This is a genomic window from Shewanella sp. KCT (assembly GCF_007636505.1).
In the GTDB taxonomy this organism is placed as follows: Bacteria; Pseudomonadota; Gammaproteobacteria; order Enterobacterales; family Shewanellaceae; genus Shewanella; species Shewanella halotolerans.
This window is the reverse complement of sequence record NZ_LVDJ01000005.1, coordinates 205687-223840: the sequence shown is the minus strand read 5'-3', so window position 1 is coordinate 223840 and position 18154 is coordinate 205687. Positions and strand designations below refer to the sequence as shown.

13 protein-coding genes are annotated in these 18154 nt (G+C 52.2%); 8 read left to right on the top strand and 5 right to left on the bottom strand.

Annotation, left to right across the window (positions count from 1 at the left end):
- Window positions 1-215: 215 nt before the first annotated feature.
- The 5 genes from AYI87_RS09565 (at window position 216) to AYI87_RS09545 (ending at window position 6655) form a co-directional block, all read left to right on the top strand.
- Window positions 216-428 carry a DUF1656 domain-containing protein gene (locus AYI87_RS09565; RefSeq protein WP_144201572.1) on the top strand — a complete coding sequence of 71 codons (213 nt, stop codon included), beginning with the start codon at window positions 216-218 and terminating at the stop codon, window positions 426-428.
- Window positions 429-441: 13 nt separating this feature from the next.
- On the top strand, window positions 442-1305 hold the full coding sequence (locus AYI87_RS09560) for an HlyD family secretion protein (RefSeq protein WP_144201570.1): 864 nt from the start codon (window positions 442-444) through the stop codon (window positions 1303-1305).
- 16 nt (window positions 1306-1321) lie between these two features.
- Window positions 1322-2851, top strand: coding sequence for an FUSC family protein (locus tag AYI87_RS09555; RefSeq protein WP_144201568.1), 1530 nt, complete (start codon window positions 1322-1324; stop codon window positions 2849-2851).
- A 519-nt stretch (window positions 2852-3370) separates the two neighbouring features.
- Window positions 3371-5062 carry a hypothetical protein gene (locus AYI87_RS09550; RefSeq protein ID WP_144201566.1) on the top strand — a complete coding sequence of 564 codons (1692 nt, stop codon included), beginning with the start codon at window positions 3371-3373 and terminating at the stop codon, window positions 5060-5062.
- A gap of 117 nt (window positions 5063-5179) precedes the next feature.
- A complete protein-coding gene (locus AYI87_RS09545) occupies window positions 5180-6655 on the top strand; it encodes a phospholipase D-like domain-containing protein (RefSeq protein WP_144201564.1) in 1476 nt (491 codons plus the stop codon).
- Window positions 6656-7599: 944 nt separating this feature from the next.
- On the opposite strand, the gene AYI87_RS09540 is transcribed toward AYI87_RS09545, so the two are convergent.
- The 3 genes from AYI87_RS09540 to typA form a co-directional block, all read right to left on the bottom strand.
- The gene (locus AYI87_RS09540; RefSeq protein WP_144201562.1) at window positions 7600-8028 is read right to left on the bottom strand and encodes a hypothetical protein; all 429 of its coding nucleotides are present in this window, start codon (window positions 8026-8028) and stop codon (window positions 7600-7602) included.
- 34 nt (window positions 8029-8062) lie between these two features.
- Window positions 8063-9232 carry a patatin-like phospholipase family protein gene (locus AYI87_RS09535; protein WP_144201560.1) on the bottom strand — a complete coding sequence of 390 codons (1170 nt, stop codon included), beginning with the start codon at window positions 9230-9232 and terminating at the stop codon, window positions 8063-8065.
- A 1102-nt stretch (window positions 9233-10334) separates the two neighbouring features.
- Window positions 10335-12158, bottom strand: coding sequence for a translational GTPase TypA (typA, locus tag AYI87_RS09530; protein ID WP_144201558.1), 1824 nt, complete (start codon window positions 12156-12158; stop codon window positions 10335-10337).
- 368 nt (window positions 12159-12526) lie between these two features.
- Here typA and glnA point away from each other — a divergent pair, with 368 nt between their 5' ends.
- A complete protein-coding gene (gene glnA, locus AYI87_RS09525; protein ID WP_011867348.1) occupies window positions 12527-13936 on the top strand; it encodes a glutamate--ammonia ligase in 1410 nt (469 codons plus the stop codon).
- 183 nt (window positions 13937-14119) lie between these two features.
- Complete coding sequence (locus AYI87_RS09520) at window positions 14120-14944, top strand: M14 family metallocarboxypeptidase (RefSeq protein WP_144201556.1); 825 nt, start codon at window positions 14120-14122, stop codon at window positions 14942-14944.
- Between the two features lie 156 nt (window positions 14945-15100).
- On the opposite strand, the gene AYI87_RS09515 is transcribed toward AYI87_RS09520, so the two are convergent.
- The gene (locus AYI87_RS09515; protein WP_144201554.1) at window positions 15101-16213 is read right to left on the bottom strand and encodes an aminotransferase class V-fold PLP-dependent enzyme; all 1113 of its coding nucleotides are present in this window, start codon (window positions 16211-16213) and stop codon (window positions 15101-15103) included.
- 3 nt (window positions 16214-16216) lie between these two features.
- Window positions 16217-17389 (bottom strand): PrnB family protein, encoded by a 1173-nt coding sequence (locus AYI87_RS09510; RefSeq protein WP_144201552.1) that lies wholly within the window; start codon window positions 17387-17389, stop codon window positions 16217-16219.
- Window positions 17390-17576: 187 nt separating this feature from the next.
- On the opposite strand from AYI87_RS09510, the gene AYI87_RS09505 reads away from it, so the two are divergent.
- Window positions 17577-18038: an Lrp/AsnC family transcriptional regulator gene (locus AYI87_RS09505; protein ID WP_144201550.1), complete on the top strand. Its 462-nt coding sequence runs from the start codon at window positions 17577-17579 to the stop codon at window positions 18036-18038.
- The last annotated feature ends 116 nt before the right edge of the window (window positions 18039-18154 follow it).

Below are 18154 nucleotides of genomic sequence, written 5' to 3'. Positions count from 1 at the left end.
CTATCTCGGCCTAACGCTGGGCCACAGGCAAGGTCTTTTTATGAGTCAAAGCTAGCATATCCCATCGGGTTTGTTTACCTATTTTGATGGGTTTGATCCGTCATATGTGATTATTGAATGGAGCTCTGCTCAATTAACATCACCAGCCTAACGAAACAAGAGTAGCTGCAAATCATCTCAGAGCGACTCTTTCATCCAGACAAGGTTACACGCACATGAACATCATGCCCCATGAGATCGCGATCGGTGATGTCTATTTTCCCCCCTTATTACTGGTGGGCATTCTGGCTTACCTACTCGGCAGCCTATTGACCACACTCGGGACCAAACTGGGTTGGCACAAGTACCTGGCGTTGCCCGCCATTGCTGAACTCTCCATCACCATCATCTTGGTGGGTGTGATCAGTCAGTTCATTTCAATTTTCTAAAGTAGGTATCACTATGTTTAAAAAATATTTGCTCACACTGCTGATCGCTACTGCAGCCGGCGCGACCCTATACAGCCAGTATCAGACCTATCTGGAAAACCCTTGGACCAGAGATGGTCAGGTGCGCGCCCATGTCATTCAGATCACCCCGAGAGTCACGGGACAGATCATCACAATGCAGGCCCAGGACAATAGCCAGGTTAAACGCGGCGATCTCCTATTTGAAATCGACCCGAGTCTTTACCAGGCCAGCCTCAACAAGGCTATCGCCAACGAGAAACAGGCGGCAACACTTTTAGATAAGGCGAAAAACGAGGCCCACCGCGCAGTGAATCTGGAAAAACTCACCCCAGGTGCGCAATCGGAACTCACCCTCAACAATCTACAAAATGCCATAGAGACGGCCAAGGCCAATCTACTGATGGCCAAGGCTCAGGTTGAAGAGGCCAAATTGAACCTGCAATACACCAAGGTGACAGCTCCCGCTGACGGCTATATTACCAATCTCAACTATCGCGTCGGCTCCCAGGTGATCGCCAACAACCCAGTGGTGGCCCTGATCGATGCCTCCAGCTTCTGGATCGAGGGTTTCTTCAAGGAAACCGATCTCAAGGATGTCGACATCCATGATAAGGCGCAGGTGACCCTGCTAATGCACGACAGCGACATGCTGCAGGGAGAAGTACAAAGCATAGGCTATGGCATTGCCAAGGCCGATGGCAGTACAGGCAACGCCCTGCTGCCCAACGTCAACCCGAGCTTTCAATGGATCCGTCTGGCTCAGCGCATTCCGGTCAAGATTAAACTCGATCGCCTCCCCCAAGACCTGCAACTCAGGGTCGGCATGACGGCATCGGTTAAGATCCACAAGCACTAAAATGGGGTGAGACCATATGCTCAGCAGATCCATCAAAGAGGCAATTAAGGTCGCGACCGCGGTCGCTGTTTCCATCGCATTGGCACTGTTTTTTCAATGGGATAAACCCTATTGGGCTGCCGTTACCGTAATTGCGATATCGGCCAACGAATCTTTCGGTCATGGCATACGCCAGGGCAAAATGCGCTTACTGGGTACCCTTATGGGTGTCCTCTACGCGCTTGTGATGATCGCCTTGTTTTCCCAAGAACGGCTGATGTTCATTGCCTTTTTCCACCTTTTCTTAGGCTTTTGTGTCTTCTTTAGCGACAACAAACGCTATGGCTACGCCTTTACCATGGCATTCACAGTGTTTGCCATAGTAGCCATGATGGGCGGGACCAATGGCACCGCCTCATTTGATGTCGCCATCTTAAGAATTCAGGAAACCCTGCTGGGGGTGCTGGTCTACTCCGGCGTCTTTCGTTTTCTCTGGCCGACAACAACAGAGTCGCTGTTTTTCGACACTCTGGAGACGCTAACCCAGCAGTTTGCGCTGGCAAGAACGCGCTTAACCCAGGCCTTCAGCGATGGGCAGACTCTGGATGATGACGCTGAGCTATTGGCTAACCAGGGCAATATCGATAGACTCCGCGAGCTATTGGCCCTGTCGGCCGCTAGCCACTATCAACTGCGCCATGAAAAGGCCAAATGGCAAAGCGTGGTGCAGGCCTGTGATGGCATACAAGGACATATCACTCAGCTAGCCGAAGCGATAGCGAGTCAGCAGCGTCAACCGCACGAGGCTAATCACCAACAGCCAGACCTTGAAATGCTAGCCCTTGAACAGCCAAGCCTTGCACAGCCAGATCTGGCTGAAACAGATCTGGATGAAACCGGCTTAATAAGGCAGGGGCTCGATAAGTTAAGCCAGGAACTGGATCTGCTTGCGGCCTGCATAGACAAGGAGCAGCCCCAGAGTCGAGAGCTGGCCCGATACTGGGCGGGGCAAAGCCAATCCAATGCCGAGCTTAATGCCCAGGTTGAAGCCAATGCTGAGGCCAAGGCGGCAAACAAGGCTGCTCAGAGCAAGTTGTTGCAGCAACGGCTCACCAATGCCCTGACCGCTATTGCCATCTCGCTCACCTGTTTCAGCCTGTGGATCTACTTCGCGATTCCGGGTGGCCCCATCTTTCCACTGATAGGCGCCGCGCTGGCCAACGTCGCAGTACATATGCTTGGCAGCATCATTCGGCAAGCTAAGCTGGCCTGCCTCGCCTGGGGCGCACTGTTTCTGGCCGAGTATTGTTTCATCTTGACCACGCTGACCGAACTTTGGCAACTCGTCGCCTTCTATGGCATTAACACACTGTTGGTCTACGGCTATTTCAACAAGCCATCTCAGGTCGTCATTCGCCTGTTGGGTGGTAACCTGCTGCTGATCATGACGATGAACGCGCTGCATGGCACGCCTCAGTATGAAATTATCACGCCGCTGTTGATGCTGGTGATCATGCTGATCTGTTTAACTGTGGTCAGGTTCTACCTTCGCCTGTTTAAGAAATGAAATGGTTAATCGCCCCCCTCAAAAGTGACTCGCAGATAGGCGCCGCCTTAAATCACGGTTAACGGTTCTCTGTGGTGACTGTCAGGGGACGGTCGCCGCCGATGACAGTTTCCAATGGCATTTCCCGATGAATGTCGGCCGCTAATTGACCACAAAAAAATTTTCACTTTTTTAAAAAATCTTTCCCCTCATTAGGAGAAAGATCATCGCCAAGCCGGAGCTACGCTTGGTAAACACTCGTTAAAACACACATGAAACCCCATTAAAAACATACAATTAAATAAGTACCCCGTGCTAATTCCTTTCTCGATGTTTGAAGGATTTCATCCTTCAAACGTGATTACTTTAATGTCACATCTGCTCATAAAATACCCTCATCGAATGAAGAAGCAGGCTCTGGATTAAGCGTTACTTCCCCGGTTAATCCCTGCGCCGAACCTCTTCAACAACTAACAATGAGTCCTCTATCTGGATTCGGCCAGTGACACAAAGACTGGACAAACGACAAGGGTTACCAGAATGCAAAAGCTTCAATTTCGCACCATCAAGATGACATCGGGCAAAGCGGCCATGCTGAAGGCTGTTCCTTTGGCTCTCGCCCTCTCTTTTGGCAACCTGGCCTATGCCGATGCCGAACCTGCACAAACAATCCAAACCATGGAAACCAGTGCGGCTGAATCTATGCTGGAGCGTTATGGCGTCACAGATGAGTTACTCAAGCTGGGACTCAGCTCGCTTACCTATGGCGATCAGCAAGTTGAGCACGTTCAACGTTCAATCGAGATCGATGGCGAAAAGCATGAGTCAGAGGTCTTTCTGGTACAGAGCACAGACAACCGAGGCAACATAGATCTGCGTATCAAGTATGATCAGGCGAAACTGGATGCTGAGGAAGATGTGATTGCCAAGATAGAGGCGATCACTAAGATCGAATACCGTCTCAAAGATTACATGGACAGCTATGACAAGTCGTCCGTCGTCATTAATGAAATCAACCCAAATCATGTCGAGATAAGCTTCAACTACTCTAAGTATGGTTTGCCACAAGATATCGCCTACTTCCGCTTCATGCAGGTCAAATTGACCCTGATCGACGGCAAGGCGAGCACCATGCAGATCACCAACAATGGTAAGCCATTTGAATATGATGACTATCGCGTGAGTGAATATGTACAGGAAATCACCTTCGATAACCTGGTCAATGGCAAGACGGTTGTTAAAGAGAAGAGCATCCAGGCCAAGGGTCAGAAAGGTAAGAAACCCGTGAACTACCAGGCCAAATTGCAACCTGTCGCCTTCTACGACGACATGCTGGGTGTGATGGTCATGGATCAAGAATTACTGACGACAGTGTCAGATCCCCGCATTCGTGAAGAGAAGGTTGATCTCGACAGAATCTTCCCAATCCTGGGTGACTTCGTCCGCCAACGCGGGATTGATGTGCCACTGCCCTTCGGCTTCTCGGTGGCCTATCGCAACCAGGATATGAATGTCGGCTTTAATAGTTTTGACATCATGGGGCTGAACTTAGACGAGTTCTTCGACCCAGAGAGTTCAATCGGTACCGTTAACGCCGAAAGTTACTCATTGCGCGCCGACATCAACATACTGCCCTTCTGGAACGTGTTCGGCTACATAGGCAAGGTCAATGTGGATGCCGTGGTAGACGCCCACTACACGGGTAAGATGAAAGATGTGTTCGAAGAAAAACTAGGCGTGATCGGCGGCAAGCTAGCCTGTAGTGCGGTAGCGAGCCAGGGCGTTGACCTCTGTTCACCCGGCGATGTTAACGTGCCGCTACACCTGGATTATGACCTGGTTGGAGTGGGGACTACCCTGTCAATCGGCTACAAAGAGTTCTTTGCATCGGTAACCGCGAGTTACAGCGTGACCCGCCTCGAGGGTAACGACAACTGGGGCGATGGTATTCTCACCATTCAACCTATGCTGGGGTATCAGTTCCTCGACTATCGTGCACAGGTATTTATCGGTGCTGAGTATCAGGGCCTCAAGCCGACGATGGAAGGCAACTTAGGCTACATCGACGCCCTGGGACACGACTTTACCTACAATGTTGGGGTCGAGTTGAACAAGTGGGCCTACCTGGTGGGCTTTAACAAGCAGATAGGTAAAAACCTCAACTTTACCGCCCTGTATAACAAGGGTGAAACCCGAAGCGCCATCACCCTCAACCTGGGTTACCGCTTCTAAATCAGACCTGTGACTCAGTTCATCCCCTAGTTGGACTAAGCAGCACCACAGCAAAACCCTCTCCACAATGTCGGTTGGCTTCACGCCAGCCGGCTTCTTATGCCAATGAGAAACACTATGTCGATGAGTAAACCCTTTCTCATTCGCCTGATTATGGCGATCTTGTTACCCCTTTGCAGCTTGATACTTTCAGGCTGTGCCAGTTCCTATCCGGAAATCGAGCCTGGTTTCGAGTCGGATTGGCAGGCTCAACCCCATGAGGCTCAGGTCTATTTGATCCCCAGCGCGAGCGAGGCGCTAGCCCGTCGCATAGACGCGATTCGCCACGCCCAGCAGAGTATCGACATCACCTATTTTTCATGGAATCAGGATCTTTCCGGTCTGATGCTGCTCAACGAGTTAAAACTGGCAGCAGACAGGGGCGTGCAGGTGCGCATCATCCTAGATGATCTGCTAGTGTTCAACGAAACTTGGTTGGCCGAGCTGGCACAACACCAAAATATTGCCCTACGCATTTTCAACCCGTTTCACTCTCGTAAGACGGGCTGGTTAGGCCGCAGCCTGGACTTCGAACGTCATAAAGCGCAACTGGATAATCGTCTACATGAAAAATACTTCAACGTCGACGGCCAGGTGATGATCTTAGGTGGACGCAACATAGGTGATAACTATTTTGGTTACAGCCAAGAGGCGAACTTCTTCGATCTCGATGTTGTGTTTAAAGGCGATATTCTTCAGCCATTTATGATGAACTATCGACAGCTTTGGAACAGTGATCTCTTAAGTCCCATCGAGCAGCTTATCCACACCAAGGGAAATAGTCATTATCGTCACTTTGACCGGGCATGGCAGCGCCACCAAGACGAGCAGCCCCAGGTGCTAGCGGCGATATCCGCTTCGCTCGCGGACTTGCCGACCATGCACTTTATCCGCGCCCAGGTCACCCCAGTATTCGACTCGCTAAACAAGGTGAAAGACAACAAACCTTACTTCAGAAGCCGGGTAGAACACCTGATGAACGATGCAATAGCCAATGCCAAGAAAGCCGTTATCTCGACGCCTTACCTCATACCGACTCAACATAGGTATGACATCATAGAGACGCTGACCAAGCAAAATACGCAAGTGACACTGATCACCAACTCCTCGGCATCCAATGATTCAGCCTTCATCCCAGCCTACTTTGAGCAGTATCGTCCAGAGCTGCTCGCCATGGGGGTCGACCTGTATGAATTTAGGGATGACGCGATTAACACCGATCACCTCTACCATGTGGCAACCTATTATCACAACAAGACCTTCATCTTTGATGACAAGCTTGCTTATGTAGGTTCATCAAACTTCGACCCACGCTCGAACTTTCTCAACATAGAATTTGGCGTCGTCATAGATAGCCCGGCCTTTGCCGAAGCATTGACCCACTATCTGTTAGCGAGGAAAGCGGATCTCTATTGGCATGTTACCCTAGCACCCGACGGCAGCATAAGCTGGCATTCCGGTGAGGAAACCCATGACGCCTCACCCAACTATGGTGGCTGGCACAAGCTGCCAGACTGGTTTATCAGACAGCTCGACAGCGAATTTGAGCTCTAGCCCACTTACTTCTCCGCGACAGACACCGGGGAATGGCCTTTATCTCTCGAAAAAGGTCTTCCCCCGGCAAACATCTTGCCCCTCATTTTCAGCCCTCTCTATCCTTAATACATGACTTTCGCCCCTGACCTCTCCAGTCGCGCCGCCAGATACCTCTATCTAAGCTTGGCGATTAACCACCCACGGTTAGAGGCACGAGAAACTTACATTGCATTCGGTTACATCAGTCCATTTGCCCTCATTGTTTCCATAGGTCTAATCGCTCGATACCAGGCTTTACGGCTCGGGCTACTATCCGGCTTAACCAAACGAACCCAACAGGCTCGGCTGATAATACCTAACGGCAGAACCAGATGAGGGAACAAGATGACAAGACCGAATGACTTTGTATAGTGAATCAGCACTATGAGCTAGCGCTATGAACTAGCACAGTGGGTAGAATTGAGAAGAGGACACAGAGAACAAGGCTGTGTTCGAGTCATCCAAACGGACAAGGGTTAAAGGGAAAGGTGTTGCCAAGCTAAGCCGTGACGCGAAGGATATCGAGTCTTAGTCACTTATGCGAGAAGCTCAGCATCGCAAGCGTTAGCTCACAAGGAAAGAGATAGAGATAGAGATAGAGATAGAGATAGAGATAGAGATAGAGATAGAGATAGAGATAGAGAGAGCCACACCTTGGCGATGTGCGCCTCACTATTCAAGCTGAGGGTATAGGAAAGACGCATAGGAAGCATACAGAGTGGAAGGTATATGAATGGTCTAAACGAGCAGCTAAGTTCCTACGCCAGACACCTAGCACCTAGCACCTAGCACCTAGCACCTAGCACCTAGCACCTAGCACCGGAATGAAACCAGACATGAAATCCGGTGAGGAAGAGGCGAACGTATTGGGTAGCAAAAAAGTAAGAAAGCCCGCACAGAGACGGGCTTAAATTGGGAGGCGATTATCGATAGGCGATGACACGGGCGACATAACTGAAGTCACCAGAATCACCGTGATAGTCGCGAAACAGATCTACCGAGAAGAATAGCGGCCTATCTTGCTCGATCCGCTCGGCAATCTTATGGCCCAGGCTGTCGATATCTTTCTCACCATACACATAAAACTTGCCCGTTTTCTCAAGCTTATACGCTTCCGCCTGCTGACGCGTGACATAGATTTCACTGAACTTCTCTGTGATGAAACCCTGATATTCGACCGATTCGAAGCTGGTCTCCTCATCAATAGTAATAAAGAGTTCGGTCTCCTTCGTGAGTGTCACTAGCTGCGCCATCTCCTCGGCAAGCTGTTCGTTCTCGAGACCATCTATATCCTGAGCCAATGCACCTGTACTCAGAACAACCAAGGCCAGCGATAGGAGTGTTTTCTTCATATATTTACCTTCTTCATGGTTAATCAAATCTCGTCTAGGGGACTTCTGTCGACCAGAGTTCGTCGCTGTTCACCTTGTCGTAGCCATATTGGTACAAGGCCTTCATGTACTCTAAATCGAACATATCTTTAGTGGCTTTAGGGGCATCAAACTCATCGTCAACATAGGCGAAGCTGAGGTCTAAGCCGGTCATCTCGCTGAAATAAAGCATGCGGTAGAGATCGCCTTTAGCCTGCTGAATCGTCATGCTGGCAATGCTTCTGCGTAGCAATTGCACGCCTTTATCTTCGGTGGCCGAGTAAGGCACCTTCAGCATGCCATTGCGGATAACATGCACCTGAGGTGCGCTAGACAGACCGAGCGCCTGATTTACCTTGTGATAGTCAATATTGACCACCTCGAAAAACATCTGCACTGTGAGGCCACCGTCGACATGCAGCTCCTCGAGGCGCTGATTGTCATGATCCACAGCGATAAACTGAGGTGGAAAGACCCCGGGAATTGACGAACTGGCTGCTAGGATCTGATGGATCAGATGCACCTTGTTCGGTAGATGACTCTCGGCGATACGGCCAAGGTTCCAAACCACCAGCTCTTCCGAGTCGAAATGGGTGGTCCCGATAAACAGGCGACGACCAGCCTTATGTTGCAGGGCTATCTGCTCTATCATCTCCGGGGTATAGACCTGTTCGATAAACTCAAACATCTGCTCACCATTGGTAAAGGCATCTTTGATGAGGGTATTCAGCAAGTTATGTTTGCCTAAGATCATCTTGTCGTTGATCCCCAGCATGACCTCTTTAAGACGCGGGATCTCGTCTCCACCGACAAACACGAAGGGCGCAATGAGTGACCCTGCGCTGATCCCCGTAATGATGGTGTACTCTTGCAGCTGCTGACTGTCGTACAGACCGTTAATAATGCCGGCGCCAAATGCCCCATTGGCACCCCCACCCGACAGGGCCAGAATATTCAATCTGTCGCCCTTGACCTTAAGTGGGGTCGAACCGTCCTTAGCATCGTAGAGAAAATCTGAGGTCTCATCGGCCCAGACTCTAAAAGGTTCGTCCGTCTGCTGCTGAATGTCAGCCGCCAGGGTCACTGCTCTGTAGTTTTCTTTGGTAACACGGGTTTCCAGCGTATGCGTCGAACTGCACGCCGCGAGAAATATCGCCAAAAATACGGTAATGGGTAGACGGCCCATGACGCTCTCCTCTCCACACACTATGTGGTTTATTCAGTAACGACGAACAGGCAGTTCCTATTCGCCAGGTAAGTTGATTGCCCCATCGCAATGCTTTTGCAGACAAGGGCATTGTCGATTGGTCATAGTTTAATCAGTGAATGGGGAAGCTATTAATCGCATTTGAAGGACTTCGCCCTACAAAGCGAGATGGGAGGCGAGGCGGAATCTTTGCCGCCTGTCTCTACCTGTTTCAGGGGAAATGATATTGAGGAAAAGGCTTGGGTTTTGGCTTTTGGCTTTTGGCTTTTGGCTTTTAATCGAGTTTATCAGGCGCGCTTGAGGTCTAACCTCCACATCTCAGCCATAGGATTTGGGAAATGCCGACGTGACATAGGGGACATCACCGACCATGTGATCACGACATTGGTACTTCCATGCACATTCCCCCGCCGGACAGGCGCTAGGTTAACCAAGCGGCCATGGAAGCAAACAATCCCACTAAACACCAGTTCAGGTCGACGCTAAGAATCGAAACGCCTATGGTTCCCGGTTACACCTGCCGCAGGTAATAGATTAACCACCAAGCCATGATGTCAAATAACTCAGCTAGACAACCGTATGAGCCAGAAGCTTAATTGCTTAAATTCATCACCTCGAACGACAACAAATAATGCTTAGTCGAAGAGACGTTTAGATGAGGGTGTAAGCACGCTTTTGGCTCTCGGCGGCATGGCCAAAAATGTTCCCTACATTTATTGGCATTCCCTACATCCATGTAGGTCAGTACCGCCGTGAAGCCCACATGGATTTGCTCAAACAACATCCCTGTTTAACAGCCAGTTCGGCATCCATGCCTCTCGTTCGTGAGCCTGAAGCTGCGCTTCACTCACCGTGCCAAAAGAGTGCTTGCACATCCCTCGCCGGACAGGCGATAGGTTAACCATGCGGCCATGGTGTCAAATAACTCAGCTAAACCCCCATATCATCTAAGGCTCTAAGGAATCCACCTTGAAGCCAGGGCTAAATATCTGGCCAGCTAACGCCAGATACAAAAAACCCCGGCCATCTGCATGGTCGGGGCTTTGGGCTAATCGACTGCACCTAAAAGGTGCGGGTCAAATTAAGCGTCTTTCGAGGCGCGGCTCGCACGCTTACGATCGTTTTCGGTCAGGTGACGCTTACGCACGCGGATGCTTAGCGGGGTCACTTCTACCAATTCGTCGTCATCGATGAACTCGAGCGCCTGCTCAAGGGTCATCTGGATGTGCGGGGTCAGTACCTGAGCTTCGTCGGTACCAGAGGCACGCATGTTGGTCAACTGCTTACCCTTCAGACAGTTAACTGTCAGGTCGTTGGCGCGAGAGTGGATACCCACTACCTGGCCTTCGTAAACTTCGGCGGCGTGACCGATCATCAGACGACCACGGTCTTGCAGGCCGAACAGGGCGAAGGTCAGCGCTTTACCGGTAGCGTTAGAGATCAACACACCGTTCTGACGTTGACCGATATCGCCACCCTTCACTGGACCATAATGGTCGAATGAGTGGTAGATAAGACCTGTACCTGAAGTGGCTGTCATGAACTCGGTTTGGAAACCGATCAGGCCACGGCTAGGAATGATGAAGTCGATACGCACACGGCCTTTACCGTCTGGCTGCATGTCGCGCATGTCGGCCTTACGGGTACCTAGCTTCTCGATCACCGCACCTTGGTGCTCTTCTTCAACGTCAACGGTCAGCGTCTCGTATGGCTCGCACTTCTCGCCGTCGATCTCTTTAACGATAACTTCAGGACGTGATACGGCCAGCTCGTAGCCTTCACGACGCATGTTTTCGATAAGGATAGACAGGTGAAGCTCACCACGGCCCGATACGCGGAAACGGTCTGGGCTGTCAGTCTCTTCGACGCGCAGTGCCACGTTGTGTACCAGTTCCTGTTGCAGACGCTCAAGGATGTTACGTGAAGTCACGTACTTACCTTCTTTACCAGCGAATGGCGAGGTGTTTACCTGGAAGGTCATGGTCAGTGTTGGCTCGTCAACAGACAGAGGAGGCAAGGCTTCGGCGCTGCCCACGGCACATACAGTGTCAGAGATCTTCAGCTCGCCAAGACCTGTGATCGCTACGATGTCGCCGGCATTGGCTTCAGTCACTTCGTGACGATCCAGACCCATGTAGCCGAGTACCTGGCCGATCTTACCGTTACGTGTGGTACCATCGGCACCCACAACGGTAACCTGCTGGTTCACCTTAACGCTACCGCGCTTGATACGGCCAACGCCGATAACGCCCACGTATGAGTTGTAGTCCAGCTGAGAGATCTGCATCTGGAAGGCACCTTCGGCATCGGCGTCAGGTGAAGACACTTTCTCGACGATGGTCTCGAACAGTGGCGTCATGTCTGTGCCAGTCTCTTCAGGATCCAGAGTCGCGAAACCGTTCAGTGCAGAAGCATAAACGATTGGGAAGTCTAGTTGCTCGTCGGTAGCACCCAGGTTGTCGAACAGGTCGAATACTTGATCGATAACCCAATCAGGGCGCGCACCCGGACGGTCGATCTTGTTGATCACTACGATAGGCTTAAGGCCTTGAGCGAAGGCTTTCTTAGTCACGAAACGTGTCTGTGGCATTGGACCATCGACCGCATCAACTAGCAGTAGCACACAGTCAACCATAGAAAGTACACGTTCTACCTCGCCACCGAAGTCGGCGTGGCCAGGGGTATCAACGATGTTGATACGGTAATCGTTCCACTTGATGGCAGTATTCTTCGCCAGAATCGTGATTCCACGTTCCTTTTCAAGATCGTTGGAATCCATCACCCGCTCAGCGGCCTCTCCTCGAGTCTCAAGGGTTCCAGACTGTGCCAGCAGCTTATCAACCAGGGTCGTTTTACCATGGTCAACGTGTGCAATAATGGCGATGTTACGTAAATTCTCTAACACGGATAAACCTCTTACCATCGAAAAAATAGGGTATTGATAACAGCCCTAATAATAGCTGTTGCAATAAAAAACGTGCCATTCTACTCTAGCGAGGGGCTCTCGCACAGGATTATTTTTTAGTCAGCTATGAATAGTCATGTTTATATTGGTGCGCACCATATTGGTGAACGCACCATCAAGAGGCATCAGTTGCACCTTTGTGGTGCAATAACGAGATTCCCGCCACCTACCTTCTTTATTGTTCCCATAAAAATCAATACGTTAAACTTTTGGCACGAGTCTAGCTTTACTCATGCCAGAACCGCGTTGGTCGCAACGCTGAATGATATAAGAAGGGCATCCCCTCTACTCTACTCGGAGACTTTAGAATGTCAGTTGAATCAGTTTTACAACAACTAGAAGAACTTGAAGTTAAGTTTGTTGATTTGCGTTTTACCGATACTAAAGGTAAAGAGCAGCACGTATCTATTCCTGCTCACCAGGTTGATGCCGATTTCTTTGAAGACGGTAAAATGTTCGACGGTTCATCTATTGCTGGTTGGAAAGGCATTAACGAGTCAGACATGGTACTGATGCCAGACCCAACTACCTTCGTTCTTGACCCGTTCACCGAAGAAACCACTGCCCTGATCCGCTGTGACATTCTCGAGCCAGGCACTATGACTGGTTACGACCGCGACCCACGCTCTATCGCTAAGAAAGCCGAAGAGTACATGGTTTCTACCGGCATCGCCGATACCGTACTCATTGGTCCTGAGCCAGAGTTCTTCCTGTTTGACGACGTTAAGTTCGGCACCGACATGTCAGGCTGTTTCGTTAAGCTAGACGCTAAAGAAGCGGCTTGGAACTCAGGCACTCACTACGAAGACGGCAACACAGGTCACCGTCCATTCGTGAAAGGCGGTTACTTCCCAGTAGCACCGGTTGACTCTTCACAAGATCTTCGTAGCGCCATGTGTCTGGTTCTGGAAGAGATGGGTCAAGTAGTTGAAGCGCACCACCACGAAGTGGCGACTGCCGGTCAGAACGAGATCGCGACTCGCTTCAACAAGCTGACTGAAAAGGCTGACGAAATCCAGATCCTTAAGTACGTGGTTCACAACATGGCCCACGCTTACGGCAAGACGGCGACCTTCATGCCTAAGCCAATCGTTGGCGACAACGGCAGCGGTATGCACGTTCACCAATCACTGGCTAAAGATGGTGTAAACCTCTTCTCTGGTGACAAGTATGCGGGTCTGAGTGAGACTGCTCTGTACTACATCGGCGGTATCATCAAGCACGCTCGCGCGCTGAACGCCTTCACTAACCCAAGCACCAACTCGTACAAGCGTCTTGTGCCTCACTTCGAAGCACCAGTCATGCTGGCCTACTCGGCACGTAACCGCTCTGCGTCTATCCGTATCCCAGTAGTGCCAAGCCCTAAGGCACGTCGTATCGAGACTCGCTTCCCAGATCCAACGGCTAACCCATACCTGGCGTTCGCTGCACTGCTGATGGCTGGTCTTGATGGTATCCAGAACAAGATCCACCCAGGCGAAGCCATGGACAAAGATCTATACGATCTGCCAGCGGAAGAAGCGGCTGAGATCCCACAGGTTGCAACCTCTCTTGAGAACGCACTTGAGAACCTGGATGCAGACCGTGAGTTCCTTACCAAAGGCGGCGTATTCTCTGATGACTTCATCGATTCTTACATCGCGCTGAAGACAGCAGAAGCTGAGAAAGTGGCTCGCACCACTCACCCAGCCGAGTTCGAACTGTACTACAGTCTGTAATCCTTGCTACTAAGCTAGGAGGTTCATTGCTCGAAGAAGCCGCCGCGTAAGGCGGCTTTTTTATGCCCTTTTACCGGCAGGTAAACTTGGCTTAAGCGCCTGATGGCGGGCATAAAATTGATTTAACTTTATGGCCAAACTGCTATCATGATCACGCCGAATCACTTACTTTAGAATCCCATTATGTCTAGCCGCGATCCCTTCCAGTCTTTCACCTGGCACAGCGATATTTTTAGCTGTCAGAGCAATGATATCAGCAGCTTCTATGCCCGCTTAGAAGAGCAGGCTAGTCGCCTCGGGCTACAGGCGCGCAAGCTGGGCGATGCCGGTCCGCATCCGCTGGAACTGTATCAGTCACCGGCGCAGAAGGCAGATCAGCCCTCGATATTGATCAGCGCCGGCTTTCATGGAGAAGAGGCCGCCGGCCCCTGGGGGCTGCTCTACTTCCTCAACGAACTGGAACCCGAGCTCTTCGGCCAGATCAACCTTAGCCTGCTGCCACTGGTGAACCCCACTGGTTTCAAGCGCGGCCATAGATTCAACAAATTGGGACAAAACCCGAATCGCGGCTTCGTGTTAGAAAACGGCCGTGGCCGTAGCAATCAGGACACCTCTAGCGAGGGCGAGATCCTGCTGGCTCACTCCCAGCTGCTGGCCGCCGCCAGTAAAGATGGCATCCTCACCTGCCATGAAGATGTATTGCTCACAGACACCTACATCTACTCCTTCGAGGCCAACCAGCACCCAGGCCAATTCAGCCGCGAGCTGCGCGACGCCCTGGGGCACTATTTCCCCATCGCCCAGGACGGACTGATCGACGACTGCCCAGTGAATGATGGCATCATCTTCAACCATTTCGACCTCTCCTTCGAGGCCTTCCTGGTGCGACTAGGCGCCAGCGTCGGCGTCTGTAGCGAGACTCCGGGCCAGCAAAGCTTCGATCAGCGTATCCTGGCTAACGCCGCCATCATCAAGCGTTTCGTCGAGCTCACATTAGCGAAGCGATAAGGGCATAAGCAAAGCGTTAGAGGAATGAGCAAAGCGCTAAAGGCATAAGCTAAGCGATAAGCTCCCCCTTAGATAAAAAGCCAGGCTCTCGGCCTGGCTTTTTGCTATCTGTATGATGGCAAATCACTCACTACTGCGGGACTAACGGCAATTAGGCTAGCGACAGAAAGGCGCCAGGGCCTCCAGCAGTCGCTGCATATCCTGCTCACCGTTGTAGATGTGGGGCGAGATCCGCATCCCCTGCTTGCGCACATCCAGGCTAATATCGGCCTGGGTCAACGCTTCGACCACAGCTTGCTGGTCTTCGCCAAAGTCTAAGATGGCAGTGCCGCTACAGCGGGCCGGATCCGAGGGTGAGACCAGGGCATCACCCGCCTGACGCCAGATGCGTTCCAGCTGCATCAGGTTGTGCTGGCGCACCTTGCCGCTACCCAGCTCGGCAAAATAGCCAATGCTGTGGGCCGCGAGAGCGAAAGGCGCCACAGATGGAGTGCCGCCCCAGAACTTAAGCGCCGAGTCATGGTAGCGAAAATCGTGAATGTCGAACTCGAACGGGTTCTCATGGCTGAACCAACCCACATCCTGGGGTGAGCAATGCACCAGCTGATCGGCGCTCACCCAGAGGTAGGCCGCCCCCGGCCCACCGCAGAGCCACTTGACGCTGGAGCCCAACATGAAATCTGGCTTGAGGGCATTAAGATCCAGGGGCAATACCCCGGCGGCCTGGGCCACATCCACCAGAGAGAGCGCCCCCAGCTCGCGCACCTTAGGTATGAGAGAATCCAACGGCGCCTGCTGACCCGTGTTGGAATAGGCGTGGCTGATAAACACCAGATCGATATCGTCGGTCAGGTGTGCCTGCCACACCTCCGGCAGACTCACATCCAGGTTAGCGGGGATGAAACGTATCTCAGCCTCAGGCAGCGCCTGACGTAAGGCAAAGCCCATGCTGGGAAAATCGTTCTCGCTCATCAAGATCACGGCGCCGGGGCGGCGCAGCCTTGAATGGGACTGCACCAATTTGGTGAGACCGCTGGAAAGGTTAACCTGAGGGCAAAACAGCCGGGTCTCGCTGTTGAACAGCCTAGCGAGCTGAACGCGAAAATCCTCCACCACAGACAGCCAGTCTCCCCAGGGCTCTCGCCCCGAGCCCTGCCAGGGCAGGAAGAAACGCTCGTCGAACGCCTGGCGCAGACTCTGCAGCGGCCTGCCCACCGAGTGGTTGAGCAGGTAGACCGACTTGGGCATCACAAAATCATTCTGGTACATGGCTTACCCCTCTAGGCTGGCGCGCAGCCTGGCGATGTCGTCGAAACGGGTGCGTATGTCATCGCGCTTGGCGGCGGCGCGTCTGTCTCTGAGTTTCTCCAGCGCCCCCAGCAGCACAGGCAGCGGCGGGCCACTGGCGGTAACCTTGTCGATATGCTGGCTCTCCATCTGCTTGGCGGGCTGGGCGATATACTTCTCCACCAGTTGATCATGGTGTTGTATCGCCCCCTGGCCATGTGCCTCACACACCCGCAGGAACTGCGCCAGATTCTCCTGGTACCAGGGCTGGTCACGCATCTCTATGGCGGCGAGGAAATCGTCCATCAGGCTGGTGCGGCGCATGCAGTCACGCAAGATACGTTGATCTTCCGGCATCATGTAGAGGAACTTATCCACCAGCAGTTGAGAATAGGCCGACTCGTTGGCGAAGCAGAGCCCCAGCTGCAGATCGATCACATTGATGCCGGCAAAGTCACCGGCATTGGCGCCGCGATACACCTGCTGACCGACGCGATAGGGCTTGTAATAGGGACGCACGCTGTTGAAAAACGCCTGGGTATCGAGGCGGTCGAATAGCGTCTGATTGGAGGCGATCACCTGCTGAAGCGCCACCAGGGCGACCTCTAGCAACTCGGCGGTCATGGGGTGGGAGATCCCCAGGGGTTGGATCTTCAACAGGGCATCGGCCGCCCGCTTGTAGGCGAGGATCCCCTTGGTGTTGTAGTCGACGAACAGCTTCTCGTCGTCGAGATCGGTAAAGCGCTTATAGAGGCCGTTGACGGCGCGATTGTGAGTAGTCAGATGGGCGGTGGCAAAGCGCGGCGTCACCCCGATGGAGGCGCCTATATGCATGGCAAGCGCCGAGGCCTCCAACAATGGCGAGCTGGTTTCGCGGCTCGGCTCGGTGATCTCGTGGCGGCGGCAGGCCGCCATGTAGAGGCCCACGTTACCCAGCAGATCGAAGGCGGCATCGAACCCCTCGTCGGTATTGCCCTCATCCAGCAGCGCCTTGATGAGCGTCCGGCCCTCGGCCTCCAGCCGCGCCTTAAGCTCGTCGCCTATGCCCACCACGTTAGCGGGATCGCTCTGCTGCATGTAGAGGCGCTCCAGCGCCGAGTTAATCTCGACAAACTCCTGCCTGATCCAGTGATCGAAGGCCGCGACATCTTGACTCATAGGGTAGGTATCTCTTGGTTATTTTAATAATGACTCAATAAGCTACCACTAAGCCATTAGCGCAAACCTGCAATATCAATCCGGTAAACAGAGATTTTTTAGTGGATTCCGATAAAAATAACCACTTTAATAACCTTATCCAACAAACCAGCCCTAGAGCCCAATCGAGGGACAAGAGACCTAAGCGATGAAACTGGACAGCAAAGACAAGCAGATCTTAAGCATACTGCAGGAGGAGGGACGCCTGCCCGTGGCCGAGTTGGCCAATCGGCTCAACCTCTCCGACACCCCATGCCTGCGGCGCATCAAGAAGCTGGAGCAGGCGGGTTTTATTCAGGGCTACAGCGCCAGGCTCGACCCTAAGTCGCTGGCACTCGATGTGATTGTCTACGCCTTCGTGCGCCTCACCGAGAACTCTGCCGCCTATGGCGAACAGTTCGAGCAGGAGATGAGCCGTCTGCCTCAGGTGCAGGAATGCTCGGTGATCACCGGTGCTCACGACTACCTACTCAAGATAGTCGCCCACGATCTGCTGGAATATGAAGGCTTCGTCAAACACTCACTGGGCGGCCTCAAATGTATCGCCAGCATAGAGTCGACCGTGGTGCTGAAACAGACCTTCTCCCGTCATCAACTGCCAATCACTTAGGGCCTGTTTATCTTTCAGGTTTAATTTTTGTTCAATCTCAACGCGTTGTGCTCAAGGCCTGTACCATGACGCATGGTTGCACTATGGGAATGGCAAACAACCAAGAAATCACTTGG

Bases quoted from the DNA above. Each gene is read 5' to 3' on its own strand.
- AYI87_RS09565 (WP_144201572.1), top strand. From the start codon at position 216: ATGAACATCATGCCCCATGAGATCGCGATCGGTGATGTCTATTTTCCC.
- AYI87_RS09560 (WP_144201570.1), top strand. From the start codon at position 442: ATGTTTAAAAAATATTTGCTCACACTGCTGATCGCTACTGCAGCCGGC.
- AYI87_RS09555 (WP_144201568.1), top strand. From the start codon at position 1,322: ATGCTCAGCAGATCCATCAAAGAGGCAATTAAGGTCGCGACCGCGGTC.
- AYI87_RS09550 (WP_144201566.1), top strand. From the start codon at position 3,371: ATGCAAAAGCTTCAATTTCGCACCATCAAGATGACATCGGGCAAAGCG.
- AYI87_RS09545 (WP_144201564.1), top strand. From the start codon at position 5,180: ATGTCGATGAGTAAACCCTTTCTCATTCGCCTGATTATGGCGATCTTG.
- AYI87_RS09540 (WP_144201562.1), bottom strand. From the start codon at position 8,028: ATGAAGAAAACACTCCTATCGCTGGCCTTGGTTGTTCTGAGTACAGGT.
- AYI87_RS09535 (WP_144201560.1), bottom strand. From the start codon at position 9,232: ATGGGCCGTCTACCCATTACCGTATTTTTGGCGATATTTCTCGCGGCG.
- glnA (WP_011867348.1), top strand. From the start codon at position 12,527: ATGTCAGTTGAATCAGTTTTACAACAACTAGAAGAACTTGAAGTTAAG.
- AYI87_RS09520 (WP_144201556.1), top strand. From the start codon at position 14,120: ATGTCTAGCCGCGATCCCTTCCAGTCTTTCACCTGGCACAGCGATATT.
- AYI87_RS09515 (WP_144201554.1), bottom strand. From the start codon at position 16,213: ATGTACCAGAATGATTTTGTGATGCCCAAGTCGGTCTACCTGCTCAAC.
- AYI87_RS09510 (WP_144201552.1), bottom strand. From the start codon at position 17,389: ATGAGTCAAGATGTCGCGGCCTTCGATCACTGGATCAGGCAGGAGTTT.
- AYI87_RS09505 (WP_144201550.1), top strand. From the start codon at position 17,577: ATGAAACTGGACAGCAAAGACAAGCAGATCTTAAGCATACTGCAGGAG.